At 70.6% G+C, this 15,872-nt stretch carries 17 protein-coding genes and 3 pseudogenes; 8 read left to right on the top strand and 12 right to left on the bottom strand.

Annotation, left to right across the window (positions count from 1 at the left end; all coding sequences use genetic code 11):
* Nucleotides 1-11: 11 nt before the first annotated feature.
* Complete coding sequence (locus tag AB8998_RS01435) at nt 12-482, bottom strand: nucleoside deaminase (RefSeq protein WP_369736468.1); 471 nt, start codon at nt 480-482, stop codon at nt 12-14.
* On the bottom strand, nt 479-1,000 hold the full coding sequence (locus AB8998_RS01430; protein ID WP_369736467.1) for a tRNA adenosine deaminase-associated protein: 522 nt from the start codon (nt 998-1,000) through the stop codon (nt 479-481). Before AB8998_RS01430 ends, AB8998_RS01435 begins: the two co-directional genes overlap by 4 nt.
* Before the next feature lie 119 nt (nt 1,001-1,119).
* On the opposite strand from AB8998_RS01430, the gene AB8998_RS01425 reads away from it, so the two are divergent.
* Nucleotides 1,120-2,064, top strand: coding sequence for a prephenate dehydrogenase (locus AB8998_RS01425; RefSeq protein WP_369741380.1), 945 nt, complete (start codon nt 1,120-1,122; stop codon nt 2,062-2,064).
* Here AB8998_RS01425 and AB8998_RS01420 read toward each other — a convergent pair.
* The 3 genes and pseudogenes from AB8998_RS01420 to AB8998_RS01410 all read right to left on the bottom strand — a co-directional run.
* Entirely contained in the window at nt 2,027-2,626 is a 600-nt protein-coding gene (locus AB8998_RS01420) for a putative glycolipid-binding domain-containing protein (RefSeq protein ID WP_369736466.1), read from the bottom strand. The genes AB8998_RS01425 and AB8998_RS01420 overlap by 38 nt on opposite strands.
* A 4-nt stretch (nt 2,627-2,630) precedes the next feature.
* Nucleotides 2,631-3,232, bottom strand: a pseudogene (locus AB8998_RS01415) (ABC transporter permease).
* Nucleotides 3,227-3,774: pseudogene (locus tag AB8998_RS01410) on the bottom strand (ABC transporter permease); the annotation flags it as partial. The pseudogenes AB8998_RS01410 and AB8998_RS01415, both read right to left, overlap by 6 nt.
* 29 nt (nt 3,775-3,803) lie before the next feature.
* Here AB8998_RS01410 and AB8998_RS01405 point away from each other — a divergent pair.
* Entirely contained in the window at nt 3,804-4,166 is a 363-nt protein-coding gene (locus tag AB8998_RS01405; RefSeq protein ID WP_369736465.1) for a LapA family protein, read from the top strand.
* Here AB8998_RS01405 and AB8998_RS01400 read toward each other — a convergent pair.
* Complete coding sequence (locus tag AB8998_RS01400) at nt 4,163-5,209, bottom strand: phosphotransferase family protein (protein WP_369736464.1); 1,047 nt, start codon at nt 5,207-5,209, stop codon at nt 4,163-4,165. The two genes, AB8998_RS01405 and AB8998_RS01400, sit on opposite strands and share 4 nt — an antisense overlap.
* Nucleotides 5,206-5,841: a histidine phosphatase family protein gene (locus AB8998_RS01395; RefSeq protein WP_369736463.1), complete on the bottom strand. Its 636-nt coding sequence runs from the start codon at nt 5,839-5,841 to the stop codon at nt 5,206-5,208. The genes AB8998_RS01400 and AB8998_RS01395 overlap by 4 nt, the downstream gene beginning before the upstream one ends.
* A gap of 82 nt (nt 5,842-5,923) precedes the next feature.
* Between AB8998_RS01395 and AB8998_RS01390 the strand changes: the two genes are divergently transcribed.
* Genes AB8998_RS01390 through AB8998_RS01370 form a run of 5 tightly spaced genes read left to right on the top strand, consistent with a single transcriptional unit; the run spans nt 5,924 to nt 10,602 of the window.
* Complete coding sequence (locus AB8998_RS01390) at nt 5,924-6,964, top strand: phosphotransferase family protein (RefSeq protein WP_369736462.1); 1,041 nt, start codon at nt 5,924-5,926, stop codon at nt 6,962-6,964.
* 1 nt (nt 6,965) lies between these two features.
* A complete protein-coding gene (locus tag AB8998_RS01385; protein ID WP_369736461.1) occupies nt 6,966-7,724 on the top strand; it encodes an SDR family NAD(P)-dependent oxidoreductase in 759 nt (252 codons plus the stop codon).
* Nucleotides 7,725-7,740: 16 nt separating this feature from the next.
* A complete protein-coding gene (locus tag AB8998_RS01380) occupies nt 7,741-9,024 on the top strand; it encodes an acyl-CoA dehydrogenase family protein (protein WP_369736460.1) in 1,284 nt (427 codons plus the stop codon).
* Entirely contained in the window at nt 8,972-9,628 is a 657-nt protein-coding gene (locus AB8998_RS01375; RefSeq protein ID WP_369736459.1) for a TetR/AcrR family transcriptional regulator, read from the top strand. The genes AB8998_RS01380 and AB8998_RS01375 overlap by 53 nt, the downstream gene beginning before the upstream one ends.
* Nucleotides 9,628-10,602 (top strand): NADPH:quinone oxidoreductase family protein, encoded by a 975-nt coding sequence (locus AB8998_RS01370; RefSeq protein WP_369736458.1) that lies wholly within the window; start codon nt 9,628-9,630, stop codon nt 10,600-10,602. The genes AB8998_RS01375 and AB8998_RS01370 overlap by 1 nt, the downstream gene beginning before the upstream one ends.
* Here AB8998_RS01370 and AB8998_RS01365 read toward each other — a convergent pair.
* Nucleotides 10,592-12,466, bottom strand: a complete 1,875-nt coding sequence (locus AB8998_RS01365; RefSeq protein WP_369736457.1) for an alkyl/aryl-sulfatase — start codon at nt 12,464-12,466, stop codon at nt 10,592-10,594. The two genes, AB8998_RS01370 and AB8998_RS01365, sit on opposite strands and share 11 nt — an antisense overlap.
* Before the next feature lie 140 nt (nt 12,467-12,606).
* On the opposite strand from AB8998_RS01365, the pseudogene AB8998_RS01360 reads away from it, so the two are divergent.
* Nucleotides 12,607-13,087: pseudogene (locus AB8998_RS01360) on the top strand (lipoprotein LpqH).
* On the opposite strand, the gene AB8998_RS01355 reads toward AB8998_RS01360, so the two are convergent.
* The 4 genes from AB8998_RS01355 to AB8998_RS01340 form a co-directional block, all read right to left on the bottom strand.
* A complete protein-coding gene (locus tag AB8998_RS01355; protein ID WP_369736456.1) occupies nt 13,084-14,595 on the bottom strand; it encodes a sensor histidine kinase in 1,512 nt (503 codons plus the stop codon). The pseudogene AB8998_RS01360 and the gene AB8998_RS01355 overlap by 4 nt on opposite strands.
* Nucleotides 14,573-15,277 (bottom strand): response regulator transcription factor, encoded by a 705-nt coding sequence (locus AB8998_RS01350; protein WP_369741379.1) that lies wholly within the window; start codon nt 15,275-15,277, stop codon nt 14,573-14,575. The genes AB8998_RS01355 and AB8998_RS01350 overlap by 23 nt, the downstream gene beginning before the upstream one ends.
* Before the next feature lie 148 nt (nt 15,278-15,425).
* Nucleotides 15,426-15,581, bottom strand: coding sequence for a hypothetical protein (locus tag AB8998_RS01345; RefSeq protein ID WP_369736455.1), 156 nt, complete (start codon nt 15,579-15,581; stop codon nt 15,426-15,428).
* Nucleotides 15,582-15,603: 22 nt separating this feature from the next.
* Entirely contained in the window at nt 15,604-15,834 is a 231-nt protein-coding gene (locus AB8998_RS01340; RefSeq protein ID WP_369736454.1) for a hypothetical protein, read from the bottom strand.
* Nucleotides 15,835-15,872: the final 38 nt, after the last annotated feature.

The raw sequence follows: 15,872 nt of genomic DNA, 5'->3' as shown, positions 1-15,872 counted from the left end.
CCGGTGGCCGCTCAACCCAATCGCTGCCGGGCGAAGAACTCCTCGAGCGGCGCGGCGCACTCGTCGGCGAGCACACCGCCGCGCACTTCCGGGCGATGGTTGAGCCGGCGGTCGCGAACGACGTCCCACAGCGACCCGACCGCCCCCGTCTTGGGTTCCCACGCGCCGAACACCAGCCGCGCGACGCGGGCCAGTACCAGCGCACCCGCACACATCGTGCACGGCTCCACGGTGACCGCCAGCGTGGCGCCCTCCAGGCGCCACCCGTCGCCGAGCACGCGGGCCGCCGCCCGCAGCGCCAGAATCTCCGCGTGGGCGGTCGGATCGCCCAGGGCCTCCCTGGCGTTCACCGCGCGGGCGAGTTCGGTGCCGTCGGCGCCCACGACCACCGCGCCGATCGGCACGTCGCGGGGACCGGCGGTCGCCGAAGCCGCCAGCGCGGCGCGGATCAGGTCCTCGTCGGCGCCTGGCTCCGAAGTCACCGACCGAGGCGGTCGATCACCGACGACAGCTGGTCGGCGAAGCCCATCTCCCGGGCGATGCGGCCCAGTTGCTCGTCGGCGTACAGGTCGGACTCGTCGAGGATGACGCCCAGCACCGCCTCGGGCAGTCCGATGTCGGCCAGCAACGCCAGGTCGCCCTCCTCGAAGGGCTCGGCGTCCTCGAGGTCGTCAGGATCCAGGTCGGCGTCCAGCTTGTCCAGGACCTCCGCGGCGATGTCATAGTCCAGCGCTGCGGTGGCGTCCGACAGCAGCAGCCGGGTCCCCGACGGGCCCGGCCGAAGGATGACGAAGAATTCGTCGTCGACGTCGAGGAGCCCGAACACCGCTCCCGCGCTGCGCAGTTCGCGCAGCTCGGTCTCCGCGGTCTTCAGGCTCGTCAGCGCCGTGGCCGACAGGGAGTAACACCGCCACTGGCCCTCTTCACGCACGACGGCGACCCCGAACCCGTCCGGTGTGTCCGCGGACGGGCCCTGGGCCGAGGCCCGTTGTGCTTCCATGGGCGCCTACGCTAGTCGTTGACCTGGCCTCTTGACCAGACGAACCCGGCCACCCACGGCACCGCCTCACGGGTCTATGCAAACCTTGGACTGTGGCGAGCCCTGTTTTGAAACCACCGGTGTGCGTGCTCGGCCTGGGGCTGATCGGCGGCTCGATCATGCGGGCGGCCTCGGCGGCCGGCCGCGAAGTGTTCGGCTACAACCGGTCGGTGGAGGGCGCGCACGCGGCCGTCACCGACGGCTTCGCCGCCAGCACCGACCTCGCCGAGACGCTGACCCGCGCCGCGGACACCGGCGCGTTGATCGTGCTCGCGGTCCCGATGCCGGCGCTGCCGGGCATGCTGGCCCACGTCGCCGAGCTGGCGCCGGACTGCCCGCTGACCGACGTCACCAGCGTCAAGGGCGCGGTGCACGACGAGGTCGCCGCCGCCGGGCTGCTCCGGCGTTTCGTCGGCGGCCACCCGATGACGGGCACCGCGGACTCGGGGTGGGCCGCCGGCTATGCCGGGTTGTTCACCAGGGCGCCGTGGGTGGTCAGCGTCGACGACCACGTCGACCCCGGGGTGTGGTCGACGGTCACGGCCCTGGCGCTGGACTGCGGCGCCCTGGTGGTGCCGGCCCGGTCCGACGAGCACGACGCGGCCGCGGCGGCCATCTCGCACCTGCCGCACCTGCTCGCCGAGGCGCTCGCCGTCACCGCCGGGGAGGTCCCACTGGCCTTCGCGCTGGCGGCCGGCTCCTTCCGCGACGGCACCCGGGTCGCGGGCACCGCCCCGGACCTGGTGCGGGCCATGTGCGAGGGCAACGCCGGTCAGCTGCTGCCCGTCCTCGACCACGCCATCGAGCTGCTCGGCCGCACCCGCGAGTCGCTGGCGGGCCACGGCTCGGTGGCCGAGCTCGTCGAGGCCGGCCACGCGGCGCGTACGCGCTATGACAGCTTCCCGCGCCACGACATCATCGCGGTCGTCGTCGGCGCCGAGGACTGGCGCGAGGAACTGGCCGCCGCCGGTCGGGCGGGCGGAGTGATCAGATCCGCTCTGCCAACCCGGGATAGTTCACGATGAAACCCTCGTCGTCGGCGCTCACGACGGTGTCGGCGACCGGGGAACGCAACTTGATGCCGTCCAGCCTCCCCGTGCTGGTGTAGCTGACGCTGGCCGCGGCGACGGACATGTCCGGGACGTTGACGTACACCACCGGCAACGTCGCCGACTCCGCGCGTTCGTGCAGGCCGAGGCGCCGGATCGGCAACGCGTTGAAGAACGGGCTGAACACCACGTCGACGTCGAGGGCGCCGTCGTAGGCCGCGCGCCGGTCCCCCTGGTGGTCGGTGATCAGCCACATGTTCTCCTCGTCGCGGGCGACGGAGAGCACGCGTTCCCGCTCCGCCAGCGTGACGGTCATGCCGAGGCGCCTGGTGGCGCCGGTCTCATCGGTCTGCACGTCGTAATAGGCTCCGAAGGCCGGGTTGGTGTCGGTGGCCGCGGCCACGATGCGCCCGTTGGCCCGGAGCCGCTTGCCGGACACCTGGATTCGCACCGATTCCATGCGGGAAACATCCTGCGCGCGCCAGGTCAGCATCGCCTGCCACACGCGCCGGGTCGAATCTGCGGGGTCTGCGTTCACCCGTCTACCGTAAATCGTGGTCTCGGTCCGCGGCGGGGGAGTCGGCAACTGCGTGCGCCGGGAGCCGGTGCAGCGGCCCGCTCAGCCGCCCGGTGCCTGGCGCCGACGCCCACACCGCTGCCGCCACCAGCAGCGCACCCACCAACGCGAGATGAAACTCACGCATCCTTGATGCCGTCGATCACTTACCGGCCCAGCCCGCCGAGGCTGGCGTAGGCGGCCACCGTCGCGGTGGTGACCACCTGCAGGGTCGCGTTGCGCACACCGCCCAGGATCAGCGGCAAGTGCGTTGGGCACCTCGACGCGCAGCACCACCTGCGCCTCGGTCATACCCATCATGCGGGCGGCGTCCACCACCGCCGGCTCGACGCCCGCCACGCCGGCGTAGGTGCCGCCCCGCAGCGCGAACAGCGGCGGGCCCAGGCCCAGCCCGAACAGCAGCACCCCGAGCTGCAACACACCCAGCGTCGGCAGCAAGCGCAGCCCGTTGACCGCGCCCACCGCCACGACGATGTACTCCAGATACTCGAGGCTCCGCGCCCCGAGGCCGGCCGGACCGGTCCAGTTGTCTGCGGTCAGCAGGTAGCAGCCCACCACCGGGGACAGCCGGCCGGCCACCACGATCAGCGCGTCGACGACGAGCGCCAGGGCCGGCGCCAGGAACGCGACGATGCCGGCCACGATCTGATCGCTCTTGTCGGTCTGGTAGCCCTGGGCGAACCAGCCGCCCAGCCCCCCGATGCCGACCACCGCACCCACGGCGACCATGGCGATGTTGGTGGCCACCACCACGCGCACCCCGACGACCGCTACCGGCAGTGACAGCGCCGGCTCCACCGCGAGCATCCGCCGCAACCCCGGGTAGCCGACGGCGGGGGCAATGTCGCGCACCGCGGCGGGCACCGCGTGCAGCGCCTCGGACACCGCGCGCACCAGCAAAGCGGCCGTGTAGGCCGTCAGCGCGACGACCACGTTGGCCTCATCGAGGATCCGGGTGCCGATGACCGTCGGCAGCGCCACGAACAGCGCCAGCGACGAGATGGTGAACACCACGCCGCGACCGCGGCACCGATCGACACCGGCACCAGCGACGGCCGCAGATGGACCACGGTCAGCCTAGCGTGCCCGCCTCCGGCGTTCGGTTTCATTCCGTGCCGGATGGGACAAAGATGTCACCATGAGCAGCAACATCCCTGCCTCCCCCGACCAGCCGCCCACCAAGAAGCCCGCCCCGCCGCCCAAGTCCGGCGCCAAACCCGGGGAGCCGGCCATCGCGTTCACTCGCGCCGGCGCGTTGTGGTCGTCGCTGATCGCCGGTTTCCTGATCCTGATCCTGTTGCTGGTCTTCATCACCCAGAACACAGAAACGACGGCGTTCACGTTCCTGGGCTGGCACTGGCACCTGCCGCTGGGGGTGGCCATCCTGCTGGCGGCGGTCGTCGGCGGGCTGATCACCGTCGCCGTCGGCACCGCCCGGATCCTGCAGTTGCGCCGCACGGCGAAGAAACAGCACGCGACGATCGCCCGCCAGGGACGCTAACCGGGCAGCTTGGCGAGCTCGGCCAGCCCGCGCGAGATGAGCGGCGCCACCACCTCGGGCGCGTCCTCGGAAGCCTTCCCCTGGGCCTGGTCGGATAACCGCCTGCGGAAGTCGATGCCGGCGGCGATGATGGCCAGCTTGAAGTACGCCAACGCCATGTAGAACTCCCAATGCGCCAGCGGCCACCCGGAGGCCAGCGAGTACCGGTCGGCCAGCTCGTCGGCCGTCGGCAACAGCGGTGAGGTCCAGGCGGCCTGCGCGTTGACGATCAGGTTCAGCGCGGGGTCGCGGTACACGCACATCAGCGCCGCGTCGGACAGCGGGTCCCCCAGCGTCGAGAGCTCCCAGTCCACGACGGCCAGCACCCGGGTCGGGTCGTCGGCGTCCAGGATCGTGTTGTCGATGCGGTAGTCCCCGTGCACGATCGAGGTCCGGCTCTGGTCCGGGATCCAATCGCGCAAGCCGGCGTGCAGCCGCTGCACCTCGGCGTCGCGGTGGTCGTCGGGCAGGCGCACCAGCTCCCACTGCGCTCCCCAGCGGCGCACCTGGCGCTCCAGGTATCCGCTGGGCTTGCCGAAGTCGCCCAGACCGACGGCGTCGGGGTCGACGCGGTGCAGGTCGACCAACACCCGGATCAACGAGTCCACGCAACCGTCGATCACGGTGTGACTGAGGGACTCCAGTTGGGCGCGCCGGCGCACCACCTGCCCGGCGACGAACTCCACGACCTGGAACGGCGCCCCCAGCACCGACTCGTCCTCGCACAGCGCGATCGCGCGCGCCACCGGTACGGGCGTGTCCCGCAGGGCGGCGACCACCCGGTACTCGCGGGCCATGTCGTGCGCCGACGGGGTGAGCCCGTGCAGCGGCGGGCGCCGCACCAGCCAGTCGGCCTTGTCGTCGTAGACCCGGAACGTCAGGTTGGAACGGCCGCCGGAGATGAACTCCGCCCGCAGCTCGCCGTCGCGTTCGATGCCGAGCGAACGCAGATACCGGTCCAGCCCGGCCAGGTCGAGGCCCTCGGGTTGGTCAGCTGAAGTCACCGGACTTGTTTACCACCGCCGGTCACCCGCCGTTGATTTCGGGGCAGCAGGTCCCAGACGTGGTCGGTGGCGTTGACCGTGGCGACCGTCACCTGGCCCGACCGCGAGAACAACAGGCGGGTGACCGAGGCGTAGTCGATGGGAAAGGACAGCAGCCGCGCCGTACCCAGGATCTCGTGCAGCAACACATTGATCACCCCGCCGTGGCTGAACACCGCCACCGTGTCCTCGTGGTCGGCCGCCGCGACGACGTCGTCGAGCCCGGCGCGCACCCGCGCGCGAAACGCCTCCTCGTCGACCGCGCTGGGCAGGTGCCCGGAGGCCATGCGCGCCCACTCCTCGGGCCGCTCCGCGCGGATCTGTTCGACGGGGATGTAGAGGGGAAGGTCGCGGTCGTATTCGGCGAACCGGTCGTCGATCTCGATCGGCAGTTCGCGGGCCGCCGCGACCGGTTCGGCGGTCTGGACGGCGCGGCGCTGGGGGCTGCTCACCACGCGGCCGACGCCGAACCTGGCCAGTGCGGTGGGCAGGCGCCCGACCTGCGCCAGCCCTTCTTCCGAAAGCTCGGGATCGGAGCCCTCACCGGGTTCGCTGCGCAGCGGAAGGGCATGCCGGACCAGAAGCACTTGCATGCCACCAAGCCTCGCATGCAGCGGCGGCGCCCTTCCCGGCCGGTGGAGAATGCTATTCTCTGCGCGGAGATTGGGGTGTGCGATGAGTGTTGCCGGTGAGACCGGACTCGATGCGGGCGTCCTCGGCCGCTGGCTGGACGCCAACGGCGCCCCGGGCGGCGGCGAGCAACCGTCGCTGCAACAGCTGAAGGGCGGTTCGCAGAACACGCTCTACCTTCTCGAGCGCGGCGGGGAGCGCATGGTGCTGCGGATGCCCGGCGCCCGCGCCGACGCCGCCCGCATCGCCGGATTGCTGCGCGAGATCCGCCTGGTGCGGGCGCTGTCGGGCACCGACGTCCCGCACGCGGAACTGATCGCCGCCGACGACACCGGCGCCGTGCTGGGCATGCCCTTCTACGTAATGCGCGCGATCGACGGCTGGAGCCCGATGGACGGCGGCTGGCAGCCGCCGTTCGACGTCGACCTGGCCGCCCGCCGCGGGTTGGCGTTCGAGTTGGTCGGGGGCGCCGCCAAGCTGGGCCGGGTGGACTGGCGCGCGCAGGGCCTCGAGGGCTTCGGCCGCCCCGACGGGTTCCACGAGCGGCAGGTCGACCGCTGGCTGGCCTTCCTCGACGCCTACCGGGTGCGCGAGCTTCCCGGCCTGGACGTGGCCGCCGACTGGCTGCGCCGCAACCGCCCCGCGTCGTATCAGGCGGGCATCATGCACGGCGACTACCAGTTCGCCAACGTGATGTTCGCGCACGCGGAGCCGGCCCGGCTGGCCGCGATCGTGGACTGGGAGATGACCACGGTCGGCGACCCACTGCTCGACCTGGCCTGGGCGCTGCTGGGCTACGACGGCGAAAACCCCAGCGAAGACGGGTTTTATCTGGACATGACGGGGATGCCGGCCCGCAGCGAGCTGCTCGACCATTACGAGAAGCTCAGCGGGCTGTCCACCGAGAACATCGACTACTACCTGGTGCTGGCCAACTGGAAACTGGGCATCGTGCTGGAGAAGACCTACGCCGCCGGGGTGCGCACCGGCAAGGTGGACCCCAAGGTGCAGGACGCCTTCGGGGCGATGATCCCCAGGCTGATCGCCACCGCCGCCGAACTGGCCCGCACGAGCAAGGGACGCTGAAATGGGTTATGCCGACGGGCTTTTCGACCTCACCGATCGGGTGGTGCTGATCACCGGCGGCAGCCGGGGCCTGGGCCGGGAGATGGCGTTCGCCGCGGCCCGCTGCGGCGCCGACGTGGTGATCGCCAGTCGCAACATGGACAACTGCGTCGCGACCGCCGCGGAGATCGAATCCCAAACCGGCCGCACAGCAATGCCATACCAGGTGCACGTGGGCCGCTGGGATCAGCTCGACGGGCTGGTCGAGGCGGCCTACGACCGGTTCGGCAAGGTCGACACCCTGATCAACAACGCCGGCATGTCGCCGCTCTACGACAAGCTGACCGACGTCACCGAGAAGCTGTTCGACGCGGTGGTCAACCTCAACCTCAAGGGGCCGTTCCGGTTGTCGGCGCTGGTCGGCGAGCGCATGGTGGCGGCCGGGCGCGGCTCGATCATCAACGTCAGCTCCACCGGCTCGCTGCGCCCCAACGGCGGCATCATCCCCTATGCCGCCGCCAAGGCCGGCCTCAACGCGATGACCGAAGGCCTGGCGCAGGCGTTCGGGCCGACCGTCCGCGTGAACACCCTGATGGCCGGCCCGTTTCTCACCGACGTCAGCAAGGCGTGGGATCTGTCCGGCGACAACAACTTCGGCCACCTCGCACTCAAACGCGCCGGCGACCCACCCGAGATCGTCGGCGCCGCGCTGTTCCTGGCCTCCGACGCATCCAGCTTCACCACCGGCTCCATCGTGCGGGCCGACGGCGGAATCCCCTAACCGATAGGAGCCTTCGATGCCTTGGGACTTCTCCACCGAGCCGGAGTTCGAGAAGAAACTCGACTGGATCCGCGAGTTCGTGCGCGAGGAGGTCGAACCCCTCGAGGTGGTGTTCCCCGGTTGCGAGTTCCTGCCACTGAACGACGAACGCCGCCGGATCGTCGATCCGCTCAAGCAGCAGGTCCGCGACAACGGCTTGTGGGCACCGCATCTGGGCCCCGAACTGGGCGGGCAGGGATTCGGGGCGGTCAAGCTCACGCTGATCAACGAGATCCTGGGCCGCAGCCCGTGGGCGCCGATCGTGTTCGGCACGCAGGCGCCCGACACCGGCAACGCCGAGATCATCGCCCGCTTCGGCACCCGGGAGCAGAAGGACCGATACCTGTCCGGGCTACTCTCCGGCGAGATCTTCTCGTGCTTCTCGATGACCGAACCGCAGGGCGGCTCCGACCCCCGCGTGTTCACCACCCGCGCCGTGCCCGACGGGGACGGCTGGGTGATCACCGGGCGGAAGTACTTCTCCTCCAACGCATCTGTCGCCTCGTTCTTCATCGTCGTCGCGATCACCGACCCCGACGTCCCGGTCCACCGCGGGGCCTCGACGTTCCTGATCCCGGCCGGCACCGAGGGGCTGAAGGTCGAGGCCACCCACCACCTGGTCGGTGCGCTGCCCCACGAGGCCGGGCATTCCCTGGTGCACTACGACGGGGTGCGGGTGCCCGCCGACGCGTTGCTCGGGGAGCCCGGTCAGGGCTTCATGATCCTGCAGGCGCGGCTGGCCGGTGGGCGGCTGCACCACGCGATGCGCTCGATCGGCGTGGCCCAGCGCGCCGTCGAGATGATGTCGCGGCGCGCGAAAAGCCGTTTCACCCAAGGTAGTTCGCTGGCCGACAAGCAGCTGGTGCAGGCGTTCGTCGCCGACTCCTACACCGAGCTGATGCCCTTCCGGCTGGCCGTGCTGCACGCCGCCTGGCTCATCGACACCGCCGGCGAGCACGCGGCCCGCCAGGAGATCGCCGCCTGCAAGATCCTGGCGTCGCAGGTGCTGAAATCGATCGGCATGCGCGCGATCCAGGTGCACGGCGCGCTGGGCACCACCGACCAGCTGCCGCTGGTCAACGTCCTGCTCGGCGGCGTGGTGCTCGGGCTGGCGGACGGCCCCACCGAGGCCCACAAGGTCAACCTGGCCAAGATGCTGCTCAAGGGGTACGAGGCCGAAGACGCCGAGTGGCCCAGCGAGATGCTGGATGTCCGCCGCGAGGCCGCCCGCGCCAAATACGGGGATCTCGTTGACCGGTGACCGGGTCACCGCGGCCGTCGAGCGGGCGCTCGACGAGCGGCAGCGGGAGGCCACCGAGGAGGTCGAACGCATCCTGGCCGCCGCGGTGCGGGTGATGGAACGCGTCGCGCCCGAGCCGCCGCGCGTCAGCGACATCGTCACCGAGGCCGGCTCGTCGAACAAGGCGTTCTACCGGTATTTCGCCGGCAAGGACGACCTCATCCTGGCCGTCATGGAACGGGGCGTGGCGATCGTGGTCTCCTATCTCGAGCACCAGATGGCCAAGGAGTCGCGACCGGCCGACCAGGTCGCCCGCTGGATCGAGGGCACGCTGGCGCAGGTCGCCGATCCGCACCTGATCAGCATGAGCCGCGCGGCCGCCGGGCAGCTGTCGGCGGCCACGAACTGGCGGGCGGCCGACCAGGAGATGATGCGCCCGTTGCGGGACCTGCTCCTGGCACCCGTTGCCGCGCTGGGCAGCACCGACGTGGACCGCGACGTCGACGCCGTGTTCGACTGCACGGCCGCCACCATGCGCCGCTACGTCGGGTCGGCCGACCGGCCCGGCCCCGACGACATCGCGCACGTGGTGCGGTTCTGCCTGCACGGGTTGGGGGTCGGTTGATGCGCGCGGTCGTCTGTCGTTCCTACGGCGCACCGGAGGACCTGGTCGTCGACGAGCTGGCCGACCCGGTCCCGGGCCCCGGCCAGGTCGTGGTGCGGATCCACGCCGCCGCGGTCAACTTCCCCGACGTGCTGCTGATCGCGGGCAGGTATCAGGTCAAGATCCCGGTGCCGTTCGTCCCGGGCAGCGAGCTGGCCGGCGAGGTCGTGGCGGTCGGCGCGGGCGCGCCGTTCCGGCCGGGCCAGCGGGTCGCGGCGACGACGCCCACCGGGGCCTTCGCCGAGCAGGCCCTGCTCGACGCGGCGTCGGTGACGCCCATCCCCGACGGCGCCGACTTCGCCTCGGCGGCCGCGTTCGGCGTCACCTACCGCACCGCCTACCACGCCCTGCGCTCGATCGCCGTTGTCCGCCAAGGCGACTGGGTGGTGGTGCTGGGCGCCGCCGGCGGCGTGGGGCTGGCGGCCGTCGACCTGGCCGTGGCGATGGGCGCCCGGGTGCTGGCGGCCGCGTCCAGCCCGGACAAGCTCGCGCTGTGCCGGCAGCGGGGCGCCGCGGCGGTCGTCGACTACGCCACCGAGGACCTCAAGTCGCGCATCCGCGAGCTGACCGGCGACGGCGCCCGCGTGGTCCTCGATCCCGTGGGCGGGCCCTACGCCGAGCCGGCGCTGCGCGCCCTGGCCCGCGGCGGGACGTTCGTCACCCTCGGCTACGCCGCGGGGACCATACCGTCGATCCCCTTGAACCTTGTTCTGCTCAAAGGCATCACGGTGCGCGGCATGGAGATCCGCACCTTCATGGCCGACCGGCCCGACGACGCCGCGCGCGACATGGCCGAGCTCGCGCAGCTGTTCGCCGCCGGCACGGTCCGGCCCTACATCGGCGCCCGCTTCCCGTTGGCCGAGGCGGCGGCGGCCCTGCGGCACGTGGCCGACCGCAAGGCGATCGGCAAGGTCGTCATCGACGTCACGGCGTGACGATGTCGAAGGCAGGGTCGGGCTCGTCGAGCACGCCGAGAAACGCCTGGAGCGCCGACTGGTCGCCGGAGATCCGCAACCCGGGCGAGTCGAAGTCGCCCATCGCGACGGTCAGCAGCCGGAGCTTGCTGCCCACGCTCACAGTCACCGACGCGGTCGTCGGGTCGGCGGCCCCCTTCCGATAGATCAGCACCCCGTTGCGCAGCGTGAGCCGGTAGTTCTCCGCAGGCTCGGCGAATTCGACGTCGAGGTCGAGGTCGAGTCCCCAGGCGCGCGGCCCGTCGACGCGGATGGCCAGGCCGTCGAAGATCTGCTCCGGGGTCAGCTGACCCAGCAGCGACAGCGAGGTGGCGGTGGTCGCGGTGCCGAGGTTGCCGTCCCGCAATTCGGTTGCGCCGCTGAGGAAGAAGTTGCGCCAGGTCGCGTTCTCCGCGCCGTAGGCGAGCTGCTCGAGGGTGTCGGCGTACAGCTCACGGGCAGGGCCATGGCCGCTGTCGGTGAACAGCGCGTGATCGAGCAGCGTTGCCGCCCAGCGGAAGTCGCCGGATTCGAACGCCGCGGCGGCCACCTCGACCACCCGGTCGATGCCGCCCATCGCGGCCACGTAGCGGGGCCCGATCGCCTCCGGCGGATGTGGCCACAGCCGGGCCGGATTGCCGTCGAACCAGCCCATGTAGCGCTGGTAGACCGCCTTGACGTTGTGGCTGACCGAACCGTAGTAGCCGTGGGTGTGCCAGGCCCGCTCCAGCGCCGGCGGCAGCTGGAACATCTCGGCGATCTCCACCCCGGTGTGGCCGCGGTTCAGCAACCGCAGCGTCTGGTCGTGCAGGTAGGCATACAGGTCTCGCTGCAGCGACAGGAACTCGACGATGCTCTCGCGCCCCCAGGTCGGCCAGTGATGGGAGGCGAACACCACGTCGGCGCGGTCGGCGAACGTGTCGATCGCCTCGGTGAGGTAGCCCGACCACGCGTGCGGGTCGCGCACCAGCGCGCCGCGCAGGGTCAGCAGGTTGTGCAGGTTGTGGGTGGCGTTCTCGGCCATGCACAGCGCGCGGAAACGCGGGAAATAGAAATGCATCTCGGCCGGCGCCTCGGTGCCGGGCGCCATCTGGAACTCGATCTCCACGCCGTCGATGACGTGCTTCTCGCCGGTCCGCCGGATGACGACCGTCGGGACGATGACGGCCACCTCGCCGGTGGACGGGGCCTGCCCGAGCCCGCAGCCCACCTGGCCGTGGGGGCCGCGGGGCAGCAGGGTCCCGTACATGTAGGTGGCCCGCCGGGTCATCGCCGGTCCGGCGAACACGTTCTCCTGCACCGCGTGTTCGATGAACCCCTCCGGGGCCAGCACGGCGACGGCCCCCGCGTCCACCTCGGCCTGCGAGGTGACGCCCAGGACGCCGCCGAAGTGGTCGACGTGGCTGTGGGTGTAGATGACCGCGGCGACGGGGCGGTCGCCGCCGCGGTGGGCGCGGTACAGGCCCAGCGCCGCGGCGGCCACCTCGGTGGACACCAGCGGATCGATGACGATGATCCCGGTGTCGCCCTCGACGAAGGTGATGTTCGAGAGGTCGAGGCCGCGCACCTGATAGATTCCCGGAACCACCTCGTAGAGGCCCTGTTTGGCGGCCAGGGTCGATTGCCGCCACAGGCTGGGGTGCACCGTGGTCGGCGCGGGACCGCCGAGGAAGGCGTAGGCGTCGTTGTCCCATACGACCCGGCCGTCGTCCGCCTTGACGACGCACGGGGACAGGGCGGCGATGAAACCGCGGTCGGCGTCACGGAAATCCGTCGTGTCCTCGAACGGCAGATCGTGTTCGCGATGCGCCGACTCGATGGCCGCGGTGGGGGTTTTGTGATTCACGGCAATAGCCTGCCACGTCCGGCAGCTAATGAACACGGAAAGAGTTTCCGCCGGCCCTGGTCTTTGTCCCGGCAAACCCGCATACTGCCCGCACGGTCCCGAAAGCCCAAGGACCGTCAACATCGGGCAAAGGAGCACGGGTGAAGCGAGGACTGACGGTCGCGGTGACCGGAGCGGCGATTCTGGCGGCGGGAATTTCCGGTTGTTCGAGCAACAAGTCGACCACCAGCAGTTCCGGGTCCAGCTCGGGCACGAGCGCGCCGGCGAGCCACCGGCTCGGCCGGCACCAAGGTCATCATCGACGGCAAGGACCAAAACGTCAGCGGCACAACGGTGTGCAGCACCAGCGGCGGCACCGTCAACATCGCGATCGGCGGCTCGACGACCGGCATCGCCGCGGTGCTCACCGACGCCAACCCTCCCCAGGTGAAATCCGTCGGGCTGGGCAATGTCAACGGGGTGACACTCGGCTATACGCCGGGCACCGGCCAGGGCAACGCCTCGGCGACCAAGAACGGCAACAGCTACAAGATCACCGGCACGGCCACGGGCGTGGACATGGCAAACCCCATGCAGCCGGTGAACAAGCCTTTCGAAATCGACGTCACCTGCTCCAGCTAATCGCTAAGCGGTAATCGCACCGTGAATTCGGTGTGACCGGACCTGCTGTCCACCGTGATGGTCCCGTGGTGCGCGCGGACAACCGCGGAGACGATCGCCAGGCCCAGTCCGGTGCTGCCACCCTTGCGGGAGCGGGAGGAATCACCGCGCGCGAACCGCTCGAACACCTCCGATTGCAGCGCCGCGGGAACCCCCGGGCCGTTGTCGATCACCTGCATCACGGCCTGCCCGGGTTCGGTGCTCAGCCGCGTCGTCACGATCGTGCCCGCGCCGGTGTGGATGCGGGCGTTGGCGAGCAGGTTCGTGACCACCTGGTGCAGCCGCGCCGCGTCGCCGGTGACGATCACCGGTTCCTCGGGCAGGTCCAGCTCCCACCGGTGGCCCGGCCCGGCGACGTGTGCGTCGCTGACCGCGTCGACCGCCAGCCGCGACAGGTCCACCGGCTCGCGCTCCAGCGGACGGCCGGAGTCCAGGCGGGCCAGTAGCAGCAGGTCCTCGACGAGGCGGGTGATCCGCTCGGTTTCCGACGCCACCCGGCTCATCGCGTGGGCCACCGCCTCGCGGTCGTCCCCCATGCGCTGCGTGAGTTCGGTGTAACCGCGGATCGCGGCCAGCGGGGTGCGCAGCTCGTGGCTGGCGTCGGCGACGAACTGGCGGACGCGGGTCTCGCTGGCCTGGCGCGCCGACAGCGCGGCGGCGATGTGGTCGAGCATCCGGTTGAGCGCCGAACCCAGCTGCCCCACCTCGGTGTGCGGGTTGGCGTCGGGTTCGGGGACCCGCACCGGCAGCTCGACCTCACCGCGGTCCAGCGGGGTTTCGACGACCTCGCGCGCGGTCTGGGCGACGCGGCGCAGTGGTGCCAGCGCGCGCCGGATGATGACGACACCGGCGGTCGTCGCGGCGACGAGCGCGACCACGGTGACGATCCCCAGGATGACCAGCATGCGGATCATGGTGGCGTCGACGTTGGACATCGACAGCCCGGTGACGATGATGTCGTTGCCGCTGCGGCTCGGGGCGCCGACGACGCGGTAGCGGCCGAGGCCGTCGAGTTCGAGCGTCACCGGTGTGCGGCTGCCGGCGATGTTCGCGAGTTGCGTTTGGGCGGCAGGGGTCACGTCGGCCCGGGTGCCGCTGGGGGTCAGGTAGCCAGCCTCCACCGTCCTGCCGTCGCTGACCACCGCGGCGACCATGCCCGCGGGCTGGCCCGGGGCGTCGAGGAACATGGGGCCGGGCCCGGGCCGCCAGTAATGGTGCATCCACTTGCCGCCCGAACGGTTCCGTTCGGGATACATCAGCGCCGAGCGGTAGGAGGTCCCGGCGAGCTGCCCGTCGAGCTGGGTCACGAGGTGGCGCAGCAGCGACAGCTCGGTCGCGGCGGTGATCCCGATGCACACCACCGCGAGCACCACGACCTGCCCGACCAGCAGCCGAAGCCGCAGCGACCAGACGCGCCGGGGGCCAGCCGACGGCCGCGACCCGCTGCTAGCGGGCCGGCTTGAGGACATAGCCCGCCCCGCGCAGCGTGTGGATCATGGGCTCACGACCGTTGTCGATCTTCTTGCGCAGGTAGGAGATGTAGAGCTCCACGATGTTGGAGCGGCCGCCGAAGTCGTAGCTCCATACCCGGTCGAGAATCTGCGCCTTGCTCAGCACGCGCCGGGAGTTGCGCATCATGAAACGCAGCAGCTCGAATTCGGTGGAGGTCAAGGCGATCGGCTCGCCGGCGCGGGTCACCTCGTGGCTGTCCTCGTCCAGCACCAGGTCGCCGACCACCAGTTGGGCGCCACTGTCCAGTGTGGTCACCCCGGTCCGCCGCAGCAGCGCCCGCAGCCGCAGCACCACCTCTTCGATGCTGAACGGTTTGGTGACATAGTCGTCGCCGCCCGCGGTCAACCCCGCGATGCGGTCTTCCACCGCGTCCTTGGCGGTGAGCAGCAGCACCGGCAGCTGCGGATTCTCCTCGCGCAGTTTGCGCAGCACGTCCAGCCCGCTCATGTCGGGCAGCATCACGTCGAGGACGACCACGTCCGGCCGCTGGGCGCGCGCTGCCGCCATGGCCGACGTCCCGTCGCCGGCGGTGGCGATGCTCCAACCCTCGTATCGCAGTGCCATCGCCACCATCTCGGCGAGGACGGCCTCGTCGTCGACGACCAGCACGTTGATCGGGTTGCCGTCGGCGCGGCACATGACCACCCGCTCTACTGAGACCCGGGGCTGCGTCACGAGTTCCAGTATGCGCGGCCTCCTGAGCCGCCGCTAAGGCGTTGCTATGCGCGGGCTGTGAAACAAAGTCGCGTGACCGCCAAGCGGTCACGCGACTTCGATCGGTGAATGTCTAGTACCAGTAACGCCGGCCCCCGACGGGGCGGCCCACCGAGCCCATGATCCACAGCACGGCACCGATCACCAGCGCGACGATGCCGAGCGTCCACAACAGGGGAATCCCGAACACGAACCCGAGAATCAGCAGCACCACACCTAAGACGATCATTTCGACTTCCTTCGGTTGAGGGTTAGGACACCGGGGTCGCCGGCATCGAACTGGGTTGCGGTATGTGGCAGTCCCTGACCTTCGGGTCGACGCCCGCGTAGTTCAACGGTCCCGCCAGAACCGTCAGAGCGACGTTGCCCGCCGTGACACAGCTGGTCGACCCGCCCGTGAAGTAGCCGCGCTGCCATGTCGCGATCACTCCGATGACCAGCCACACCAGGACAACCGCGCCGATGATGCCGCGACCGCGCATGGGGACCTCCGCTGTGCTCGAGAGATCGATATCCGTAC

The sequence above is a fragment of the Mycobacterium sp. HUMS_12744610 genome, from assembly GCF_041206865.1.
In the GTDB taxonomy this organism is placed as follows: Bacteria; Actinomycetota; Actinomycetes; order Mycobacteriales; family Mycobacteriaceae; genus Mycobacterium; species Mycobacterium servetii.
This window is presented reverse-complemented; position numbering and strand designations above follow the sequence as displayed.

What these genes read in the sequence shown, in the direction of transcription:
- AB8998_RS01430 (WP_369736467.1), bottom strand. Translation starts at nt 1,000, where the DNA reads ATGGAAGCACAACGGGCCTCGGCCCAGGGCCCGTCCGCGGACACACCG.
- AB8998_RS01405 (WP_369736465.1), top strand. Translation starts at nt 3,804, where the DNA reads ATGAGCAGCAACATCCCTGCCTCCCCCGACCAGCCGCCCACCAAGAAG.
- AB8998_RS01340 (WP_369736454.1), bottom strand. Translation starts at nt 15,834, where the DNA reads ATGCGCGGTCGCGGCATCATCGGCGCGGTTGTCCTGGTGTGGCTGGTC.
- AB8998_RS01355 (WP_369736456.1), bottom strand. Translation starts at nt 14,595, where the DNA reads ATGTCCTCAAGCCGGCCCGCTAGCAGCGGGTCGCGGCCGTCGGCTGGC.
- AB8998_RS01375 (WP_369736459.1), top strand. Translation starts at nt 8,972, where the DNA reads ATGTCCGCCGCGAGGCCGCCCGCGCCAAATACGGGGATCTCGTTGACC.
- AB8998_RS01370 (WP_369736458.1), top strand. Translation starts at nt 9,628, where the DNA reads ATGCGCGCGGTCGTCTGTCGTTCCTACGGCGCACCGGAGGACCTGGTC.
- AB8998_RS01345 (WP_369736455.1), bottom strand. Translation starts at nt 15,581, where the DNA reads ATGATCGTCTTAGGTGTGGTGCTGCTGATTCTCGGGTTCGTGTTCGGG.
- AB8998_RS01380 (WP_369736460.1), top strand. Translation starts at nt 7,741, where the DNA reads ATGCCTTGGGACTTCTCCACCGAGCCGGAGTTCGAGAAGAAACTCGAC.
- AB8998_RS01395 (WP_369736463.1), bottom strand. Translation starts at nt 5,841, where the DNA reads ATGCAAGTGCTTCTGGTCCGGCATGCCCTTCCGCTGCGCAGCGAACCC.
- AB8998_RS01390 (WP_369736462.1), top strand. Translation starts at nt 5,924, where the DNA reads ATGAGTGTTGCCGGTGAGACCGGACTCGATGCGGGCGTCCTCGGCCGC.
- AB8998_RS01385 (WP_369736461.1), top strand. Translation starts at nt 6,966, where the DNA reads ATGGGTTATGCCGACGGGCTTTTCGACCTCACCGATCGGGTGGTGCTG.
- AB8998_RS01350 (WP_369741379.1), bottom strand. Translation starts at nt 15,277, where the DNA reads ATGTGCCGCGCCGACGGCAACCCGATCAACGTGCTGGTCGTCGACGAC.